The 19,199-nt window shown below is 36.1% G+C and carries 23 protein-coding genes; all 23 read left to right on the top strand.

The window, feature by feature from the left end; translation table 11 throughout:
* Nucleotides 1-5 precede the first annotated feature (5 nt).
* On the top strand, nt 6-719 hold the full coding sequence (locus BHU68_RS04240) for a tyrosine-protein phosphatase (RefSeq protein WP_069470430.1): 714 nt from the start codon (nt 6-8) through the stop codon (nt 717-719).
* On the top strand, nt 691-1,383 hold the full coding sequence (locus BHU68_RS04245) for a hypothetical protein (RefSeq protein ID WP_069470429.1): 693 nt from the start codon (nt 691-693) through the stop codon (nt 1,381-1,383). The genes BHU68_RS04240 and BHU68_RS04245 overlap by 29 nt, the downstream gene beginning before the upstream one ends.
* Nucleotides 1,384-1,394: 11 nt before the next feature.
* Nucleotides 1,395-2,318, top strand: a complete 924-nt coding sequence (locus tag BHU68_RS04250) for a hypothetical protein (protein WP_069470428.1) — start codon at nt 1,395-1,397, stop codon at nt 2,316-2,318.
* A 47-nt stretch (nt 2,319-2,365) separates the two neighbouring features.
* Nucleotides 2,366-2,605: a HEPN domain-containing protein gene (locus tag BHU68_RS04255; protein WP_069470427.1), complete on the top strand. Its 240-nt coding sequence runs from the start codon at nt 2,366-2,368 to the stop codon at nt 2,603-2,605.
* A gap of 87 nt (nt 2,606-2,692) precedes the next feature.
* Nucleotides 2,693-2,872 (top strand): hypothetical protein, encoded by a 180-nt coding sequence (locus BHU68_RS04260; protein WP_069472915.1) that lies wholly within the window; start codon nt 2,693-2,695, stop codon nt 2,870-2,872.
* Between the two features lie 13 nt (nt 2,873-2,885).
* Complete coding sequence (locus BHU68_RS04265) at nt 2,886-3,149, top strand: hypothetical protein (RefSeq protein WP_069470426.1); 264 nt, start codon at nt 2,886-2,888, stop codon at nt 3,147-3,149.
* Nucleotides 3,124-3,492 (top strand): tetratricopeptide repeat protein, encoded by a 369-nt coding sequence (locus BHU68_RS04270; RefSeq protein ID WP_083234108.1) that lies wholly within the window; start codon nt 3,124-3,126, stop codon nt 3,490-3,492. The genes BHU68_RS04265 and BHU68_RS04270 overlap by 26 nt, the downstream gene beginning before the upstream one ends.
* Before the next feature lie 305 nt (nt 3,493-3,797).
* Complete coding sequence (locus tag BHU68_RS04275) at nt 3,798-4,505, top strand: phosphoribosyltransferase (RefSeq protein ID WP_069470424.1); 708 nt, start codon at nt 3,798-3,800, stop codon at nt 4,503-4,505.
* A gap of 85 nt (nt 4,506-4,590) precedes the next feature.
* Nucleotides 4,591-5,880 (top strand): asparagine synthase (glutamine-hydrolyzing), encoded by a 1,290-nt coding sequence (gene asnB, locus BHU68_RS04280; RefSeq protein ID WP_069470423.1) that lies wholly within the window; start codon nt 4,591-4,593, stop codon nt 5,878-5,880.
* Between the two features lie 32 nt (nt 5,881-5,912).
* Entirely contained in the window at nt 5,913-7,241 is a 1,329-nt protein-coding gene (locus BHU68_RS04285; protein ID WP_069470422.1) for a lipopolysaccharide biosynthesis protein, read from the top strand.
* Between the two features lie 6 nt (nt 7,242-7,247).
* Entirely contained in the window at nt 7,248-8,543 is a 1,296-nt protein-coding gene (locus tag BHU68_RS04290; protein ID WP_069470421.1) for an O-antigen ligase family protein, read from the top strand.
* Between the two features lie 51 nt (nt 8,544-8,594).
* A complete protein-coding gene (locus BHU68_RS04295; RefSeq protein ID WP_069470420.1) occupies nt 8,595-9,689 on the top strand; it encodes a glycosyltransferase family 4 protein in 1,095 nt (364 codons plus the stop codon).
* Nucleotides 9,690-9,741: 52 nt separating this feature from the next.
* A complete protein-coding gene (locus tag BHU68_RS04300; RefSeq protein WP_069470419.1) occupies nt 9,742-10,884 on the top strand; it encodes a glycosyltransferase in 1,143 nt (380 codons plus the stop codon).
* A gap of 153 nt (nt 10,885-11,037) precedes the next feature.
* The gene (locus BHU68_RS17505; protein WP_216092565.1) at nt 11,038-11,232 is read left to right on the top strand and encodes a glycosyltransferase; all 195 of its coding nucleotides are present in this window, start codon (nt 11,038-11,040) and stop codon (nt 11,230-11,232) included.
* 168 nt (nt 11,233-11,400) lie between these two features.
* A complete protein-coding gene (locus tag BHU68_RS17510; RefSeq protein ID WP_216092566.1) occupies nt 11,401-11,820 on the top strand; it encodes a hypothetical protein in 420 nt (139 codons plus the stop codon).
* Nucleotides 11,821-11,984: 164 nt separating this feature from the next.
* Nucleotides 11,985-12,779, top strand: a complete 795-nt coding sequence (locus BHU68_RS04310) for a GxxExxY protein (RefSeq protein ID WP_069470418.1) — start codon at nt 11,985-11,987, stop codon at nt 12,777-12,779.
* Between the two features lie 282 nt (nt 12,780-13,061).
* Nucleotides 13,062-13,628, top strand: coding sequence for a class I SAM-dependent methyltransferase (locus BHU68_RS04315; RefSeq protein ID WP_141698803.1), 567 nt, complete (start codon nt 13,062-13,064; stop codon nt 13,626-13,628).
* Nucleotides 13,629-14,115: 487 nt separating this feature from the next.
* On the top strand, nt 14,116-14,379 hold the full coding sequence (locus BHU68_RS04320) for a UPF0175 family protein (protein WP_069470417.1): 264 nt from the start codon (nt 14,116-14,118) through the stop codon (nt 14,377-14,379).
* Nucleotides 14,376-14,849 carry a DUF3368 domain-containing protein gene (locus tag BHU68_RS04325; RefSeq protein WP_069470416.1) on the top strand — a complete coding sequence of 158 codons (474 nt, stop codon included), beginning with the start codon at nt 14,376-14,378 and terminating at the stop codon, nt 14,847-14,849. Before BHU68_RS04320 ends, BHU68_RS04325 begins: the two co-directional genes overlap by 4 nt.
* A gap of 111 nt (nt 14,850-14,960) precedes the next feature.
* On the top strand, nt 14,961-15,500 hold the full coding sequence (locus tag BHU68_RS04330) for a WcaF family extracellular polysaccharide biosynthesis acetyltransferase (protein ID WP_069470415.1): 540 nt from the start codon (nt 14,961-14,963) through the stop codon (nt 15,498-15,500).
* A gap of 52 nt (nt 15,501-15,552) precedes the next feature.
* Nucleotides 15,553-16,506 (top strand): hypothetical protein, encoded by a 954-nt coding sequence (locus BHU68_RS04335; protein ID WP_141698804.1) that lies wholly within the window; start codon nt 15,553-15,555, stop codon nt 16,504-16,506.
* Nucleotides 16,507-16,647: 141 nt separating this feature from the next.
* Complete coding sequence (locus BHU68_RS04340; RefSeq protein ID WP_069470413.1) at nt 16,648-18,219, top strand: hypothetical protein; 1,572 nt, start codon at nt 16,648-16,650, stop codon at nt 18,217-18,219.
* Nucleotides 18,220-18,225: 6 nt separating this feature from the next.
* Nucleotides 18,226-19,161: a carbamoyltransferase family protein gene (locus BHU68_RS04345; RefSeq protein ID WP_216092862.1), complete on the top strand. Its 936-nt coding sequence runs from the start codon at nt 18,226-18,228 to the stop codon at nt 19,159-19,161.
* Nucleotides 19,162-19,199: the final 38 nt, after the last annotated feature.

Raw genomic sequence — 19,199 nt, forward strand, 5'->3', positions numbered from 1 at the left:
ATAAAATGATTGATTTACATTGCCACTTGTTACCCAGTATAGATGATGGTGCTAGCAATATGAAAGAATCTCTGGCACTGGCACGTATAGCTAGTGCCAATGGCATCAAAACATCTATTGTTACACCACATATTCAGCCGGGGCGTTTTGATAATGATATTAATAGCATTCGCGTTGCTTTCATCGAATTTCAACAAGCATTAAAAGACAATAATATTTCGCTTCAAATTGGAATGGCAGCGGAAGTGAGAATTTGTCCAGAAATAATGCTAATGATCACAAATAATCAGATACCTTTTTTAGGTAGTTTGGATGGCTATAATATTTTATTATTAGAAATGCCTTATAATCATATACCATTGGGCAGTGATAAAATGGTGCGTTGGTTAATGAATCGAAAAATTCGCCCAATAATTGCCCATCCAGAAAGAAATGCTGAGATTGTAGCTAATATAGAAAAAATTTACCCGTTCATTGAACTTGGCTGCTTATTACAAATAACTGCTGGTTCTTTATTAGGGAATTTTGGGCATAGGCAACAATTATGCGCTCAACAAATGTTAGAAAATGAATTGGTAGATGTTATAGCTACTGATGCTCATAATATAAAATATCGTCCACCCAATTTAGAACAGGCGCGGAAGGCAGCGGCAGAAATTATTGGAGAAACCGCAGCATGGAAATTAGTACATGACACACCAGAACAGATCACTAGATAAATTAAGTCAAATAATGGCTATTGGGTTAATTGGTATAATTTTATGCTTGATTTATTTTGCAGTTTCATGGGGTTTCGCTGATTTATTTGTGAAACAAGCTAATTATGACTTGCAACAATGGGAGAAGCAAGGTAGAATAAGCCAAGATTCTTGGAAATCAATTCATACCATGCTTGCTAAAGCACGGTATTTGGAGCCATATAATCCTGAAATATTAGAATCTCAGGGTACTGCGTACTATCAATTATATCGCTATGGTGCTGTGAAAAAAATAGTTCTTCAACAAACATTGAACTATTATTTAAAGGCAGTTCAACAAAAACCAGTTTCAGCTTATATATGGGCAAATATTGCCATTATAAAATTTCGATTGCGACAATATGATGCACAATTTTTAGCCGCATTAGAAAATGCCTATATTTTAGGAGCATGGGTACCTTTTGTACAACATGCAATAGCTGAGGTAGGCTTAGCTGCTTGGTATAGATTACCTAAAAAGTTCCGAAAAAAAGGACGAACTGTTATATTTGCAACAGTTGAACGAGGGATGCGCAAACAAGCTCGTTTAATGATGACGCTTATTAAAAGACACAAACGTAAATATGTTATGTGTATCTATGGTAGGCAAAAAAAGGTGTTTGCCAAATTTTGCCGTGTTAATTGAGGTAACAAATTATGAATAAGCAAATGATAAGATGGTTAGGCATGGGAATGCTGTGTACTGCGTTTTCGGTAGTACAAGCTGATGTAGCTAGTGACATTGCCGCTGGTGTACCACCAGAACAAGCCGTTGAAGATGCAATTGAAAATGGAGAATCAGCAGCAGATGTAGCTAATGCTTTAGTTGAAGCCGGAGTAGATGTAGAAACAGCAGTGGCAATTGTTGTAGCTGCTGAGCCTACAGCGGCTGCTAGTGTTGTCCAAAAAGTTATTGCTAAAAACCCTGAGAAAGCAGCAGGTATAGCTAATGCTTTAGTTGAAGTAGGAGTAAAGGTAGAAACAGCAGTGGCAATTGTTGTAGCTGCTGAACCTACAGCGGCTGCTAGTGTTGTTCAAAAAGTTATTGCTAAAAACCCAGAAAAAGCAGCAGGTATCGCTAATGTTTTAGTTGAAGTAGGAGTAAAGGTAGAAACAGCAGTGGCAATTGTTGTGGCTGCTGAACCTACAGCGGCTAATAAAGTTGTCGAAAAGATCGCTGCTAAAATTCCTGATAAAGCAGCTGCCATAAGTGCTGCGGCAGATACAGCTAAGAATACTGCTCCAACTACTCCAAAAACCACTCCAAAAACCACTCCAGCACCAGAACCTAGTGCTGCACCAAGTGTAGTAGTAACACCTAATGTTCCAGCAATAGCAAATCAAATACAAGCTGGAGATGTAGGTAATAGTGATCTACCCGGCTTTATTCCAGAAAGCCCAACCAGCAACATTTTAGTAGAAGTAGAAGTTACTACTGGTGAAACAACTGGAAGACGTGTTGTTGAAGATCCAGAAAGTTCAACTACCTTAATAGAAGTAGATACTAGTGATAAACCTACAGGAACAATAATTAAGGTTGATATTGTTACTAAACAACCAAATCCGGTTAGTCCAAATTAAATGTCATAATAATTTGCACCAACTATTTCATATTAAATAGATTCAACATGACAACAAAAACGGAATTAAGAGCTTTGGCAAAAGCACGTATCAAGGAGGCACACATTTTATTTGATGCCAAACGATATGACGCAGCCACCTATTTATGCGGATACGCGGTTGAATTATCCTTGAAAGCCAGAATTTGCCAAACGCTAGGATATACTAATTTTCCTGAAACCAATAAGGAATTTTTAATGATGACTTGTAAAATCATCGAAAAATCTATTAAAAGTAAGTGTGTTTAAAACTTGTATAATATTAATCCCAACGATTTTTGTGCCTTGTATAATAAGTATTTCCAAAATCCCAGATTTTTGAAAGTGCATGATTTGGTGACTTTACTGAAATTTTCTGGCGTTACCGAAAAGATAAGAAATCATTTTTCAACAGAATGGTCAATTGTGGAAAAATGGAATCCAGAAATCCGTTATAAACCGATTGGTTCACACGCACGCCAAACAGCACAAGACATGCTTACTTCAACTGAGACATTAGTAAACGCTTTCAAATAAAAGGAATCAATTAATGAACGAGTTTATTAAGAAGTTTTTTGCTATAGAGCAGGCACTGGCAGAAGAAAAAGGCCAGTTTAAATTATTTTCTTTACTTGAACGAGCAAGTGCTTTTGATGACTGGGATGTTATCATTGCTTCAAAAGGCTTGCCAGATAATGACATGTCCGTTTTAAGAGATGTTATTGAGAAAATCCAAGCAAGACTCACTCATGAAGAAAAAATGAAAATTAATGCGGTGATTTTGCTGGATGTCAATGATCTTTTTGTTAGTTAAAAAAGTACACTATTTTTTAGAGAAACATAATAATCCCACTGAGTTTTCCAATACTGAAATCAATGGATTAGAAATTTCCAGAGGCTATATTATTGCTTCACCGATAGCGCAAACAGAAAATGTTTCACCATCTTCCTCAGAACTATTAATTAAGACTACTTCAAAATGGATTCGTAAAGCAGCAACATTGGGAGATAGTGACGCGCAAAATACACTAGGACTCATGTATCTAAAAGGCGAAGGGGTCAAAAAAAATATCAATCTGGCTAAGAAGTGGTTTAAAAAAGCGTCTACACTTGGACATGCACAAGCACAACAGAACTTAGATGCTTTGCAGCATTGAAAACTGGTGGCAACAACAGTTCGCTTTTGGGCTTGACTGCCTTACAAATTAATTATTTAATTAGTACAACGAATTTAGAAATAAACTAATTAGTACATAGTTTTAGCAGTCATGCAATTACTTCGTTACTTCGTTTCGTTTATTTCTAAATTCGTTGTACTATAATATTATATTCTATGTGTGCTATAGCAGCTATATATAATTACCATTACGCCGCCCCAGAAGTTAATCGCAAAGAATTGTGTGCAATTCGCGATCATATGTCTGCGAGAGGCCCTGATGGTAAATAAATATCTAAAAACAAAATGATAATCCGTTATACATGGAATACAGTTCCACTCGTGTGGATTCACAACAATGAGTCAGCAGTAAAGCAACACTATGCTTACCGCGCCGCCAAATCGGGAGATCCAAGCTCGGCTTACATCTTAGTTAATTCCTTGCTGAATCCAATGATTGTTGAACAATTGGCGAAATCATACAATCAACAAAAGCCCATTCTAGTATCTGCTCACGCTGTAGAAAGAATGGGTGTTAATGCAATTCCCGAAGCATTGGCGGATGTTCTTGCTCAACTATTGGGTTGGACTACTGACAACAGCATTATACAAACCAACATCGTTGGACACACTGGAGCTGATGGCTTTTCCCGTCTGGCGAGGCAAGCAAGGTTCGATGGGAAGGTATTAGCTGGGTATGATTATTTGTTGGTTGATGATTTTGTCGGGCAAGGCGGAACCTTGGCAAATTTGCGGGCACATATCATACAAGGTAATGGCACAGTGTTGGGAGCAACCGTATTAACTGGAAAACCACACTCAGCAAATTTAGCTTTAACATCACAAACACTTGAATACTTGAGGTTGAAACATGGAGAACAACTTGAAAACTGGTGGCAACAACAGTTCGGTTTTGGGCTTGACTGCCTTACAGAGTCTGAAGCACGTTACTTGCTCAACACCCCGAATGTTGAACGCATCCGAAATAAAATTACTGAGGCAAGCCAAAGGTGAGATTGCACAACGAATTAATGAACTAGTAGCACAACAGAATATAACTCCAGTTAATCTAACTTAATATTGTATATTATTTAATAATATGTGTGCTATAGCAGCTATATATAATTACCATTACGCCGCCCCAGAAGTTAATCGCAAAGAATTATGTGCTATTCGTGATCATATGTCTGCGAGAGGCCCTGATGGTAAAGGAGCATGGTTTTCTAAAAATGGCAAAATTGGTTTAGCCCACCAACGCTTGTCTATTATAGATATTAATGAGCGTGCTGCTCAACCTATGAGTAGCACTGATGGACAGTGTGTTATCAGTTTTAATGGTGAAATTTATAATTATAAAGCATTACGCCAACAGCTTGAATCTCAAGGTATTCAATTTAGAACTCAATCTGATACCGAAGTTTTGCTGCATCTTTATAAACAAAAAGGTGTGGCTATGTTGTCAGAACTGAGGGGGATGTTTGCATTTGCACTATGGGATGCTAAGAAAAATAAACTCTTGCTGGCTCGTGATCCTTATGGTATAAAGCCACTGTATTACGCTGATGATGGTTGGACAGTACGAGTTGCTTCACAAGTCAAAGCTCTTTTAGCTGGTGGTAAAATATCCAGTTCCATTGAGCCTGCTGGCATTACTGGCTTTTTATTATTTGGCAGTGTTCCAGAACCTTATACGATTTACCAACAAATACGAGCGGTTCCAGCCGGCAGTTTTATCTGGGTGGATGAGATTGGTACACATACACCAGAGCATTACTTTTCTTTGGCGAAGGTTTTTTGTCAAGCGATTGAAAATCCTCAAGCATTCAATCAAGAGGCGGCTAGCGAGGCTTTATTAGATTCAGTGAGTCACCATTTAGTTGCAGATGTTCCTGTTGGTGCTTTTTTATCATCAGGAGTGGATTCAGGCGCATTAGTTGCCCTTATGAAAGATGCTGGACAAAAGGATATTCAAACTGTTACCTTAGCCTTTGAAGAATTTCAGCAACAACATAGAAATGAGGCTCCTTTAGCAGCTGAGATAGCCAAAAGGTATGACACCCAACATACTACTCGAATTGTCACAGAAGCGGAATTTGTAGCGGAGCTACCCAAAATTCTAGCGGCTATGGATCAACCTTCTATTGATGGCATTAATACATGGTTTGTCAGCAAAGCTGCCAAAGAGCTTGGATTAAAAGTTGCTGTTTCAGGATTGGGGGGTGATGAATTATTTGGTGGTTATCCGGCATTTTTTGATATTCCCCGTTGGGTTAAACAATTATCTATGCCAGCAAAAATACCTTTTATAGGTGATATAATTCAAAAACTAAGCACGACTTTTATTACTCCCTATAGTTCACTCAGCCCTAAAATGGCTGGAATGACATGAGGATATTTACTAAACTGGAATTGATAAACTGAATGGATAAAACGTTCATAATATCCCGTTCAAACTTTTCACGTTTCCAACGTTTAGGACGTGAATTGCTATGGGTGGGGTTAGGTCAATTTATGACTGCCTTGGGTGTAATAGTAGGGATACGGCTGTTAACTGAGGTACTTCCACCAAATATTTATGGTGAAGTAGCACTGGGTATGACAATAGTGATGCTTTTCATACAAGTGCTATTATCACCAATAGCTAAAGCTTCTTCGCGTTTTTTTAATCCTGCTCAAGAAGTTAAGCAGTTACCAGCGTTGTTGCATGGAATTCGCAAAATGTTAATTTATGTAACGGTTCTGTTGCTAGTTATTACAAATGTTGGCTTTTTTTTAGGATTATTAATATATGGATATTCACAATGGTTGTGGTTAGTACTAGCTGCGTTTATTTTTGCATTATTATCAGGTTATAATTTAATACTGGATGGAATACAAAATGCCGCACGCCAACGCTTAATAGTGGCATGGCATCAAGGACTGGCATCATGGTTACGGTTTTTGAGCGCAGTGGGACTTATTGGAATTATTGGCTCGTTTAGCTATGTGGCTATGTGTGGATATGTTTTAGCGTCACTGGTAGTTCTTGGATCACAGTTATGGTTTTTTAATCGCAAAATTATGGTGTTAAGTTTTGATAAATCAACAGTTATAGCTAGTGATATTAAAAACTGGAACAAGCGGATGTTTAGTTATGCTTGGCCCATTGCCACATGGTCAATATTTATTTGGGCACAAGTAGCATCGGAACGTTGGGTATTGCAAATTTTTACTTCAACACATGAAGTAGGTTTATATACTGTGCTATATCAACTTGGTTATTATCCAATTCCATTACTTTCTGGTATAATGTTACAATTTGTATTACCAATATTGTTCAAGCGTGCTGGTGATGGTTCTGATCAAGCACGTATAGAGCATACACATGTATTAATAAGTAGAATCGCGGTAGTGGGGATATGCATAACTTTCACTGGAATCTTGATTAGTTTTTGGCTGCATGAACTTATATTTAGTCTGTTAGTTGCTCCAGAATATCGAACAGTCTCATATTTACTCCCTCTCATGGTTTTATCAAGCGGCTTTTTCTCTGTTGGAGAAATTATTTCTCAAAAAATGATGACTAGTAATAAAACTCGTGACTTAATTGTACCAAAAATTGCCATCGCGCTATTAGGTATTGTACTTAATTTCATGGGGGCAAAATGGTTTGGCTTGATTGGTGTGGTTGGCGCAAGTGTCTGTCTTTCATTTTTGTATTTTGTATGGATCATATTGTTGGCTAGAATGAGATCACAATGTAGCAGTTAGAAGTTAATGAATAAAAAAGAACTAATTTCTTGGGGAATTGCCTTGCTTTATGCTTTAACCATAGCAGGATATCCACTAGTTTCATCATTACCACTTATCTTGAAAGTAGATAGTCAGGTTGTTTCTATACCATATCGTGCCTTTGTATTGGGGTTAAGTATAGTTATAATTTTATCATATATTTTCGGAGAAAAGCATAACTATAAAGGCATTTTTTTGTTGCCACTTTTTGTGTTTTGGTCATTTTACATTTTGAGATTGTTGTCAGATACAATCTTATTTCCGATATATTTGGGACGCGAGGTATCCACATATTATTTATTCACTTTTGGAGTTTGCTTAATCCCAATGCTTGCGTTTCTGGTTAATGTTGACAATAAAACGCTGAAACGCATGTTTAATATGACTGTAATCGTGATCACTCTAGCTTGTATTTTTAGTTTGTATTTAAATTGGTTGGGTATTGTTGCAGGAGTAAATGAACGCAGTTTAGCAGTGGGGAGAATGCAAAGCGAGACTCTTAATCCTATTTCTTTGGGGCATCTTGGTGCTTCGTTAGCAATTATTAGCAGTTTATATTTATTATTAAATAGAACTAAGTTATCGTTGTCCGTCAATCTTGTTTTTGGAGTTTTTCTTATATTGGGATTATTTGCTGTTGGTGTTGCTGCATCAAAAGGTCCTGCATTGGCATTAATTTTATGTTTAATGATTTTAATATTTTCAGAATTTAAACTAAGAAGTAGCCTAACAATACTGATTTTTGTCACCCTATTGTCCATCATTATATACATAGGTGCCCAATATATCGAAGAAAAGTTGGGTTTTACACTTATTACGCGAATACAAGGAGCAGTAGAGATAGATCAAAGTACTGGTGCAAGAATGCGATCCTTTACAGACGCATGGAACCAATTTCTTGATAATCCTTTATTAGGTAGTGCATTGGAAGAGCTGAATAGTCATTTTTATCCTCATAATGTGGTAATTGAAAGCTTTATGGCAACAGGCATTATTGGCGGGATTGCATTCTGTTTAGTCATTGCTATGAGTGTGATGGCTGCTTTCCAATTGATACGTACTAATTCCATTAGTTATAGCTGGATTGCGTTACTTTACATGCAATATTTGATAGCTGCGCTTTTATCTGGTTCTTTGTGGGGAAGCGGTACAATGTGGGGTTTAATGGCTGCTGTCATTACTATTTATGTTCAATGTCACCAAACTCACCAGAGAAAAATATTATTGCCACGATATTTAAGATTCCGACCAAATAAGTTTAAAAAATATTTAATAAATTAAATTGTTATGATAAGAGTTCAAATTATTCAGCCAGTTGTTCTTGAGTATAGAGTGGCTTTTTTTAACGCGCTAGCTTGCGTAGATGGATTGCAAATTCAGGTATATGCAAGTAAAAGATTACCCTATGCTGATTTGAAAAGTGTCAGTAAATTTGAGGATTTTATCCATTTAAATCATCCATGTATTGGTTTTATTGGTAACCGCTTATTGTGGCAGAAAAGATTGCGTCTTAGCGAAGATTTGCAATCTGGTGATGTACTAGTGGTGTCAGGTAATCCTCGCTTTCTAAGCAATTTCCCGCTAATTTTGAAGGCTAAACGGCGCAATATAGGTGTAGTCTGGTGGGGACATGGTTGGTCAGCAAGTTCAAGCCAAATCACTGCAACAATCCGCCGAAGTATTATGCGTTGGATGGATGTTATTTTACTTTATACGGATAAGGAAGTAGAAGAATATAAACAGCGTGGATTTTCCCCTGACAAACTTTTTGCCACAAACAATACAATTGACCAGAAACCGATACAAAAAGCGATGCTTGCGTGGTCAGCTTCCAGATTAGATAAATTTAAAATTCAAAATAATCTACTGGACAAGCGAATACTTTTGTTTTGCGGTCGCCTGACTGCAAATAAAGGGTTGGATCTTATGTTGGATGCCTTAGCTAGGATATCCAAAATTGATAGTAATTATTTGCTAGTAGTTATTGGTGAAGGTAAAGAAAAACAACGTTTAATGAAACAGGCATCAATGCTAGGCATTGATGGTCATATACGGTGGGTTGGCTCCCTGTTTGATCAGATGCAGATGGCACCTTGGTTTATGAGTGCAGAATGTTTGGTTTACCCCGGGGCTATTGGTTTGAGCTTGATACATGCTTTCAGTTATGGTTTACCAGTTATTACACACGGGAATATGATTAATCAAATGCCTGAAATTGCAGCTTTACAGAATGGGGAAAATGGTTTGCTGTTTTCTGAAGGAAATGTTGATAATTTGGTAGAAAAGATATTATTTTTGGCAGAACATCCTGATGTTCGTTCCAAAATGTCTACACAAGCTCTCAATACTGTAGCCAATAAGTTTTCAATGGACAATATGGTTAAACAGTTTGTTAATGCTATTTACGCGGCGGCGCAAAAAAAGTAATAATGTTCCTATTCTATATTAGTTAATAGAAGCAGTTAAATAGAAATATCTCATGAAAATACTCCACATAGTCCCTTTTTACATCCCAGCCTACCGTTACGGTGGCCCAATTTGGGTAGTGCATGGTTTATGTAAAAGCTTAACACTGCAAGGCCATGAAGTCCATGTATTCACCACCAATGTTGATGGCCCTAACAATTCTGATGTGCCTTTAGGTGTGCCAGTAGATATTGACGGAGTCAAGGTTTGGTATTATCCATCTCAGCGACTCCGTAGATTGTATTATTCTCCAGACATGAAAAAGGCGTTAAAACAGTCTATCAATTCTTTTGATCTTGTGCATTTACATTCTGTTTTTCTCTGGCCCACTCTTCTAGGCGCAAGGATTTGTCAAAAAAAACAAGTACCGTATCTAATTACACCACATGGTATGTTAGTTAAGGATTTAATCAAACGAAAAAGCTTTTGGATAAAATCCTTATGGATAAAATTATTTGAACAATATACCTTAGAACATGCCAGTGGAATTCATGTCACCAGTAAGCTTGAAGAAGAAGAATTAAAGCCGTTTGCTTTTAAACTTCCGCCTATTTTTATGATTCCTAATGGAATTGATATACCAGATGCAATTACTCAAAAAAGAGCTAAAGATAATGAGAACACAATTTTATTTTTAGGTCGTGTTAATTGGGAAAAAGGCTTAGATAGATTAATTGAAACGATGGCTTATGTTCCCAAAGGCAAACTCATTATTGCTGGTAATGATGAAGAAGCTTATCAAAAAACGCTTGAGCAAATAGCTATAAAAAATGCTGTGACTAATCGTATTAAATTTATAGGCCCTGTTTATAATCAAGATAAAGAAAATGTATTAAAAAGCGCGTCTATGTTAGTCTTACCATCTTATTCTGAAAATTTTGGGATTGTGGTATTGGAAGCGATGTCTTATGGATGCCCGGTTATCGTAACGCCAGAAGTTGGACTAGCAGATGTAGTGGCAAAATCTGAAGCCGGCTTGGTTTGTGAAGGTGATCCTGATATTTTAGGGAAAAATATTAATAGACTGTTAGATAATCCAGATTTAGGTGTAGAAATGGGAAATATGGGGCAACGGGTGGTTAAAGAGCAATTTAGTTGGGCGGTGATTGCTGGTCAAATGGAAGGGGTTTATCAAAAAGTTAGTACAACGAATTAAGAAATAAACGAAACAAAGTAACGAAGTAATTATCACATAATTATTAGGAACTAATTAAATTAGTTTATTTCATAATTCGTTGTACTACAGTATCATAAAATGGTGCAAGTCATAGCACATTAGATCAATCACAGTTCACACTTGGAAAAAATAATGCTTGAACAAATTACACCAATTTTACTGACCTATAATGAACAGCCTAATATTGAGCGTACTTTAACCAAGCTCTCTTGGGCAAAAGATATTGTCATTGTAGATAGTTTTAGCACAGATGACACTCTCAATATTATTCAGCAGTTTAAACAAGTCAGATTATTTCAAAGAACTTTTGACAGTCATGCAAATTAATGGAATTATGCCCTTCAAAATACAGATATTAAAACAGAATGGGTACTTGCCTTAGATGCAGACTATGTATTAACAAATGAAATCATTGAGGAATTACGAACACTCAAATCAAATCAAGAAATTAATGCTTATTCCGCCTCTTTTCAGTACAGTGTTTTTGGTAAAACATTGAAGGGTTCTCTTTATCCACCGGTTACGGTTTTATACCGTCGTACTCAAGCTAACTATAGACAAGATGGACATACACAGCGCGTTGTTATACAGGGAACGGTAAGTTCATTAAAAGCATCAATATTACATGATGATAGAAAACCATTATATCATTGGCTACAGGCACAAGATCGGTATATAAAACTTGAACTGGAAATAATAACGACAAAGCATTGGCGTGAACTCCGGTGGGCTGATCGGATACGAAAATTACGCTTTTTTTCTCCGTTTGTTATATTATTATATTGTTTGTTTATCAAAGGTGGTATTTTTGATGGACGTGCCGGTTGGTTTTATGCGTTTCAACGTATGTTAGCTGAAATGCTTTTGTCGTTGTATCTATTGCAGAAGGATATTGGTTCTAGTCAAGAGCAATAAAAAATTCGTTGAATTCTTAATTAGTTGTACTAACATAATATAGTATAGTATAGTATAGTACAACGAATTAAGAATTAAACGAATTAAGTATAGTTGAACAGGGTTGTAAACTCTGTCCAGTTTTAAAATTAGTTGAATTCTTAATTAGTTGTACTAAATACCTTATGGCCCAACTTATCCACAAACAACTAAGTTATACAGTGCGCGGAGTTTTGATTGATGTCTATAATCAACTTGGCCCTCTATTACCAGAGAAAATTTACCAAAAGGCTATTACCTATGGACTAAGAGAACATGGTATAAGTTGTACACCAGAAAAACAATTTGAAGTTAGCTATAGAAACATATCAGCAGGCAAATATTATGTTGATCATTGGCTTGAGGAAGGCAAAATAATTTTTGAAATTAAAGTAGCTCCTAAAATTATGCCAATTCACCAAGCTCAAACCATTTCTTACCTAAAATTGACGAATGCTGATTTAGCCATTATCGCGAATTTCGGAGCTAAATCATTTGAAGATCAACGCTTACCTAATTTCATCCGCGATAAAACTGCCAAGTTTCAATGGCAATCACCACCATTGGGCAAAGATATTTTATATGCTGAACTTACTGAAGGTATTTTAAAAGTTTTATACCAAGTATATGTTATACTTGGTCCCGGTTTTATTCACCGCATTTACCAACGAGCCGTGATGATTGAATTACAATATCAAAATTTGGGTTATGAATATATTAACAAGATTCAACTTTATTATCATAAGCATTACCTTGATGTACAATCAGTCCGAGTTATTAAAGTGGAAAATAAGGTATTGTTAGGTGTTTTTGCAATTAGTAGCATTGATGAAGTTATGCAAGTTAGAATGAAAACACGATTAAAACAATTTAATATGAAATTAGGGATTTTAGCTAATTTTTATGGAAATCAGTTAGAGCTTAAGATTGTACGAATATAGTATAGTATAGTATAGTACAACGAATTTAGAATTAAACGAATTATATTTGCTAAATAGCAACTATTTTAGATATAAATACCTATCATGGGGATGCTTCTAGCTGATAGACAGTTGCTGAAGATAAGGGTATTTTAATAATCGATTAAAAAATTCGTTTAATTCTAAATTCGTTGTACTAAATTGGTCTTAGCCACTTGATTCACTATTGCAGAAAGCTTATGTATTTATGTCAAATTATAACAATGTATTCCAAAATTACCACTATTCCAACACAGAAATTGGATGTGCCCACCGTTATTTGTGGCCAGTTTTACAAAAACAATTAAAAAAACAAGTGTTTATAAAGTATTTGAAATTGGTTGTGGAAGCGGCGTAACGGCAAATATGCTCCATCAATCAGGCTACAAAGTTGTTGGTATTGATGCCTCAAAGATGGGCATTGAACAAGCAAATAAGGCATTTCCTCAACTACAACTTTATCATGGCTCAGCTTATGATAATTTGTCTGATGTTTATGGGCAATTCCCTATTGTTGTAAGTTTGGAAGTTGTTGAACATTTATATGATCCAAGGCAGTTTGCGAAAACCTTTTATAACCTGTTAGAAGAAGATGGTTTAGGCATTATCTCAACCCCTTATCATGGTTATTTCAAAAATTTAGCCTTGGCTATCACTGGAAAAATGGACGCACACTTTACAGCACTTTGGGATGGAGGACACATAAAATTTTGGTCAATGGAGACACTTAAACAACTCCTTTTGGAGGCTGGTTTTCGAGATATTTATTTTATACGTGTTGGACGTGTTCCTATGTTGGCGAAATCAATGATTGCTGTTTTTCGTAAGTAATCTTAAGATCCCTCCCGTTGGTTGGGACGGGATGACAGTAATACTAGTAAATTACAATTAGTTGACTTCTAAATTAGTTGTACTAAACAAGGTATATACTAGTACAACTAATTTAGAAACGAAGTAACGAAGTAAATAAACGAATTAAGTTTTTGTCCTTGTATCTATTGCAGAAGGATTTTGAACTGTGAAAAGTACAGGATTTGTCATCCCGACGATAGGAGGGATCTTAAGATTCCTCCTATCGTCGGAATGACAGTAAGACTAGTAAATTACAATTAGTTGTACGAAAAATTAAAGGACATTATAAATGGCAACTATTCTAGGCATAAATGCCTATCACGACGGGATTTCCCTCTGAAGCAATTAGCTATTGTTTGCAAGCTGGCAATATTGGTTTAAGTAAGTTATACTGCTAATAAAAATAAATTGTTAAATAAGATAATAACACTTTTATTTTTCCCTAAAAATAAATTGGATAAATACTATGGAACTAATTATTGAAATTCCCGAAAAATATGTAATCTCTCAATCGCCGGAAAAATTTATAAAATTATTAAAATTGAATACTGCCATTGATATGTATAAAAATGGGCTACTTTCGGTAAGAGCAGCAATTGAATTTATTGGAAAAATAGATCGCTATGAATTTTTATACGAATGTCAACAAAGAGGTATTGAACACCAAACCTATGAAAATAATGAAGAATTAAAAACAGAAGTTGCTATGTTGGATAAGGAATTATCATGATTGTAGTAGCTGACGCATCACCTTTAGTGGCATTGGCAATCTGCGAAAGTTTAGATATTTTAGAAAAACTATTTGATGAGGTTAAAGTTTCGCTAGAGGTTTATAAAGAAGTAACTGTTAGTGGCAAAGTTGGAGCAGCTCAACTTAAAGAATATTTACAAGAAAAAGTCACTGATTTGGATTTGAATAGTTTTGTAATTGAAGGAAGTTCACTGGATAAAGGTGAATTGAGTTCTATCGCATTGTATAAACATTTCCAAGCAGACTATTTGTTAATTGATGAAAAAGCGGGACGAAGGGTAGCAAAACTTAACCGCATAAAAGTCATTGGAAGTCTTGGTATTCTTATTGAAGCCAAGAAAAAAGGAATACTTCAATCTCTTAAACCTCATATTGAAATTTTAAGGTCATCTAAAATTTATTTTAATCCAAGCTTGTTAGATTATACTTTGAAACTGGTCAATGAATAATGATGAATTTCTCGATTAAAGGATATTATAAATGGCAACTATTCTAGGCATAAACGCCTATCACGGTGATGCTTCCGCAGCTCTAGTTATTGATGGATAAGGAAAAATATTTTGCGTTTAGATAGTTATAATTCAGAAGGTTTTGATCGGGGACGTTCTGTATGGATTGAAGCTTTATGGCTTTTATTACAAGAATTTTTTATTAGTTCTTGGATTCCCGGTTCAGCATATCGCGTGTTTTTGTTGCGCTTGTTTGGAGCTAAAATTGGAAAAGGTGTTAATATAAAACCTCGCTTTAGAGTTAAATTTCCTTGGCGTTTGGAAATTGGTGATTATAGTTGGATTGGTGAAGAAGTTTGGATTGATAATCTTGCTAAAGTACATATTGGTAGTCATTGTTGCCTCTCTCAAGGGGTATATATTTGTACTGGAAGCCATAACTGGAGTCAGGAAAACTTTGAACTAATTTATAAACCTATTTTTATAGAAGATAAGGTTTGGCTTTGTGCAAAATCTATTGTAGCCCCGGGTGTGAAAATAGCTGAAGGTGCAGTCTTGGGATTAGGTAGTATAGCTACAAAAAACTTAGATGCTTGGACAATTTATAGAGGAATGACAGCTTCAGTACTATCCCAACGAACAATAGTATGAAACACAACCCCCTACTAGGGATTATTAAATAATGGTAAAATGTGCATTAATTATGAGTATTTTAAATAAAAAGTCGCAATTTTTGTTGATTCTGATAGCAGTAAGTTTTGTTAGTGTTGAATTATTTGCTAGATTCGTCTTAGGTTTGGGTGATCCAGCTATTTCAATTGAACATTCCTCCATTGAGTACATGTTTAAACCTAACCAAGATGTTAAGCGTTTTGGCAATAGGATACTAATAAACCAATATGGAATGCGTAGCAATCACTTTGATAAAATTAAAAAACAAGCAAGTGAATTGCGTGTGATGGTTTACGGAGATAGTGTTATTAATGGTGGTAACTTGACTGATCATAGTCAGTTAGCAACTAGTCTTCTTCAGCAAGAGTTGTCTAAACAGATTGAAATACCTGTGATTGTAGGCAACATATCCGCTGGCAGTTGGGGGCCAATCAACATTCTAGCACATTCTAAGGAATTTGGATTTTTTAACGCTGATATAGTTATACTTGTATTGTCAAGCCATGATTATGCGGATATACCAACATTTTTACCATTAAATCCGAATACCCATCCTACTAATAAACCAATATTTGCTGTATGGGAAGGCATAACCAGATATTTGCCTAAATACTTACCATTGATATATAATAATGAAACGCATCCAGTACAAGCAAGCTTGACAAAACAGACAGCGATTGATTCATCTCTTCAAGCATTAAGAAAGATGATTTTAAATGCAAAGACAACAGAGGCTAAGGTTATGCTGTTGTTGCACTGGACAAAACAGGAACTTGAATCTGGCTTGCCTAATGAGGGTCATGGTGCCATACGAGGGATCTTATCAAATCTACAAATTCCTATTTACCAAGATTCACAACTGTTCCAGAAGAATATTAACAAAGGTCAAAATCCATACCGTGACAATATCCATCCAAACGTTCTTGGACAACAGATTCTATCTTCAATAATGATGAAAATGATCCAAAATGTTCGGAATGAATAACAAAGGTTTCTAAGGACAAAGATGGATGTGTTGGTAATGGGCAATTGGTTTATAAGACGTTCATTATAATGGAGCAGTAGTCTATTTTTCAGTCGTCACATTTTGAGTTCATAGATGACATTAATAAGGAAAAATTATATCATGCATAAAAAAAATATGTTTTATTTGTTATTGTACATGTCGGTAGTATATTTGGTTTACGGGTTATGGATAGCTTTTGGCTCACATACTGGTTTTCCTCTATCAATGTCTACAGGTATTTTTATGCCATTCTTAGCTGATAAACCTCTTGGTGAGGATGGGTACTACATGCTAACTGTGGCTTGGAACTTGGCTAGCGAACACGGCCTTTTTTACAACTATAGTAAACCAACAACTGGAATCCAACCTATGAGTACCTTCATTTATGCGGGACTTGCTTGGTTAGTACAGTGGTTTGGTGCTGATAAATGGACTTTCAGTCGAGTCGTAATAATTTTTGGTGTTACTAATTTGCTAGTATTTGGACACGTTATAGGAAGCATTGTACGCTCGCTCTGCGATTCCAAAGGGGATAGTCATGGGCAATTTGCTTATATCTTGGCTTTTACGTGTATAATTTTCAATTTCTGGCTATTCAGGGCATTTACATACGGACTTGAAACCGGTATTTATCTAACTGTTCTGGCTGTTTGTATATTATACACTTTCCAACTACCAGAGAAAATCAAAATTCGGCAATTAATTATATTTGGTGCTTTGGCTGGCATGACTGGTTTGGCAAGAATTGATTTCGGTATAATATTTTTTGTATTCTTGTGCGCCCAACTGCTATATCGCCGATTAACTCTGATACAAACTCTTATCGTGGGGAGTGTTGCATTTTCATTTGTTAGTCCTTGGCTCATATGGGTACATTCTGTAACTGGTCATTGGATACCCTCTTCAGGTATTGCACAGGCAGGATTGATAAGTGTAGATAATACCTTTGGGCGATTCTGGATAATGGGAAAAGCAATCATTGAGCACATGACACCGTGGATGTATACAGGTGGATTGACTACCCTTAGTGTGATTGCCTTCATATCTCTAATAGGTCTTATTGCTTGGGTACAACACCAAAATGGGGAGAGCAGTAGCAATTTTAGCGAGATGAAGCCATATCGAAGATTGTGGTATAGCTGGCTCTTTTCAATGTCTACATTGGTGCTAATTTACCCGTTCTTTTTTGCAGCAACTCATTTCTATGCAAGATACTCAGCACCAATTATTATCCTCCTGTTAACATTAATAGTTATTATGGTGTCTGGAAAAGTTAAAAATAAGTCTATTCAATTCAAAACTGGTATTTTGTTAATTTTACCTATTTGCTTTTTTGTCTGGGCCTTCTTAAGCTTGCATACAGGTAGAATAGGCAATAGCCATTCTATAACAGCTAAATTTATTTACGAAGAGTTTTCACCCTTGGTGAAGGTAGGAGCTTTTCAAAGTGGAGTAATTGGTTTTTTCAATTCCAATGTCGTGAATCTTGATGGAAAAATTGACTTTGACGCCCTTAAATATTTAGAAAAGGGTGAACTTAAACGTTACCTTGATATAGAACAAATAAGCGTAATTGTCGATTGGCCTGGATACATATATGGTGTCTTAGGCAAAGAGTATTTGGATAAGAGTTGGAAACCATGTCCTAAAGAAATTCCAAACGGAGTAAGCCTCTGCTTTGTTAGGAAATAGCTTGCATTGCTTACGGATCACCACCGAGATATTGCCCATTCTATACAGGCAATGTATGAAAAAGCATTTTTTCATTTATTGAACAGATTACACCAAAATTATGCAATAGATAATTTGACTTTAGCAGGTGGGTGTGCTATGAACTCTGTGGCTAATGGTAAAGTGTATCGAAACACAGCATTTAAGCGAGTTTATATTCAATCAGCGGCTGGTGATGCCGGTGGTGCTATTGGTGCTGCATTTGTAATTGCTCAGCAACTTGATGGATATAATCGTGATTTTGTCATGGATCACGCTTATTGGGGCAGCAGTTTTAGTGATGAACAAATCAGTCAAGTATTAAACGCAAAATCTGAGGAATTAAAGGTACAAGCTTGTCAAATTGAAGCAATAGCAGATGAAGCGACTTTATGTCAACGCACTGCTCAGGCGATTGCCGATGGCAAAGTAGTTGGTTGGTTTCAAGGACGTATGGAATGGGGACCTAGGGCACTGGGTAATCGTTCCATTATTTGTGATCCACGGCGGGCGGATATGAAAGAAATTTTGAACCTGAAGATTAAGCGGCGAGAATCATTCCGCCCATTTGCCCCCTCCATTCTTCGCGAAGCCGTAAGTGAATGGTTTGAAGAAGATGACGAAGTGCCATTTATGATGAAAGTATTTCAGATTAGAGAAGATAAACGCTCAAAAATTCCAGCTGTGACACATGTTGATGGCTCTGGGCGATTGCAGACAGTGTTTAAAGCAACTAATGCTAGATACTATCATCTCATTGAAGAATTTCATAAACTCAGCGGAGTGCCAATGGTATTGAATACTTCGTTTAATGAGAATGAGCCAGTGGTTTGTAAACCAGAAGAGGCTTTGGATTGTTTTCTGCGAACTAAGATGGATGTGTTGGTAATGGGCAATTGGTTTATAAGACGTTCTAAAAATTAGTTGATTTCTAAATTCGTTGTACTAAATTATAGTATAAC

The sequence above is a fragment of the Candidatus Marithrix sp. Canyon 246 genome (assembly GCF_001723685.1).
Taxonomy (GTDB): Bacteria; Pseudomonadota; Gammaproteobacteria; order Beggiatoales; family Beggiatoaceae; genus Marithrix.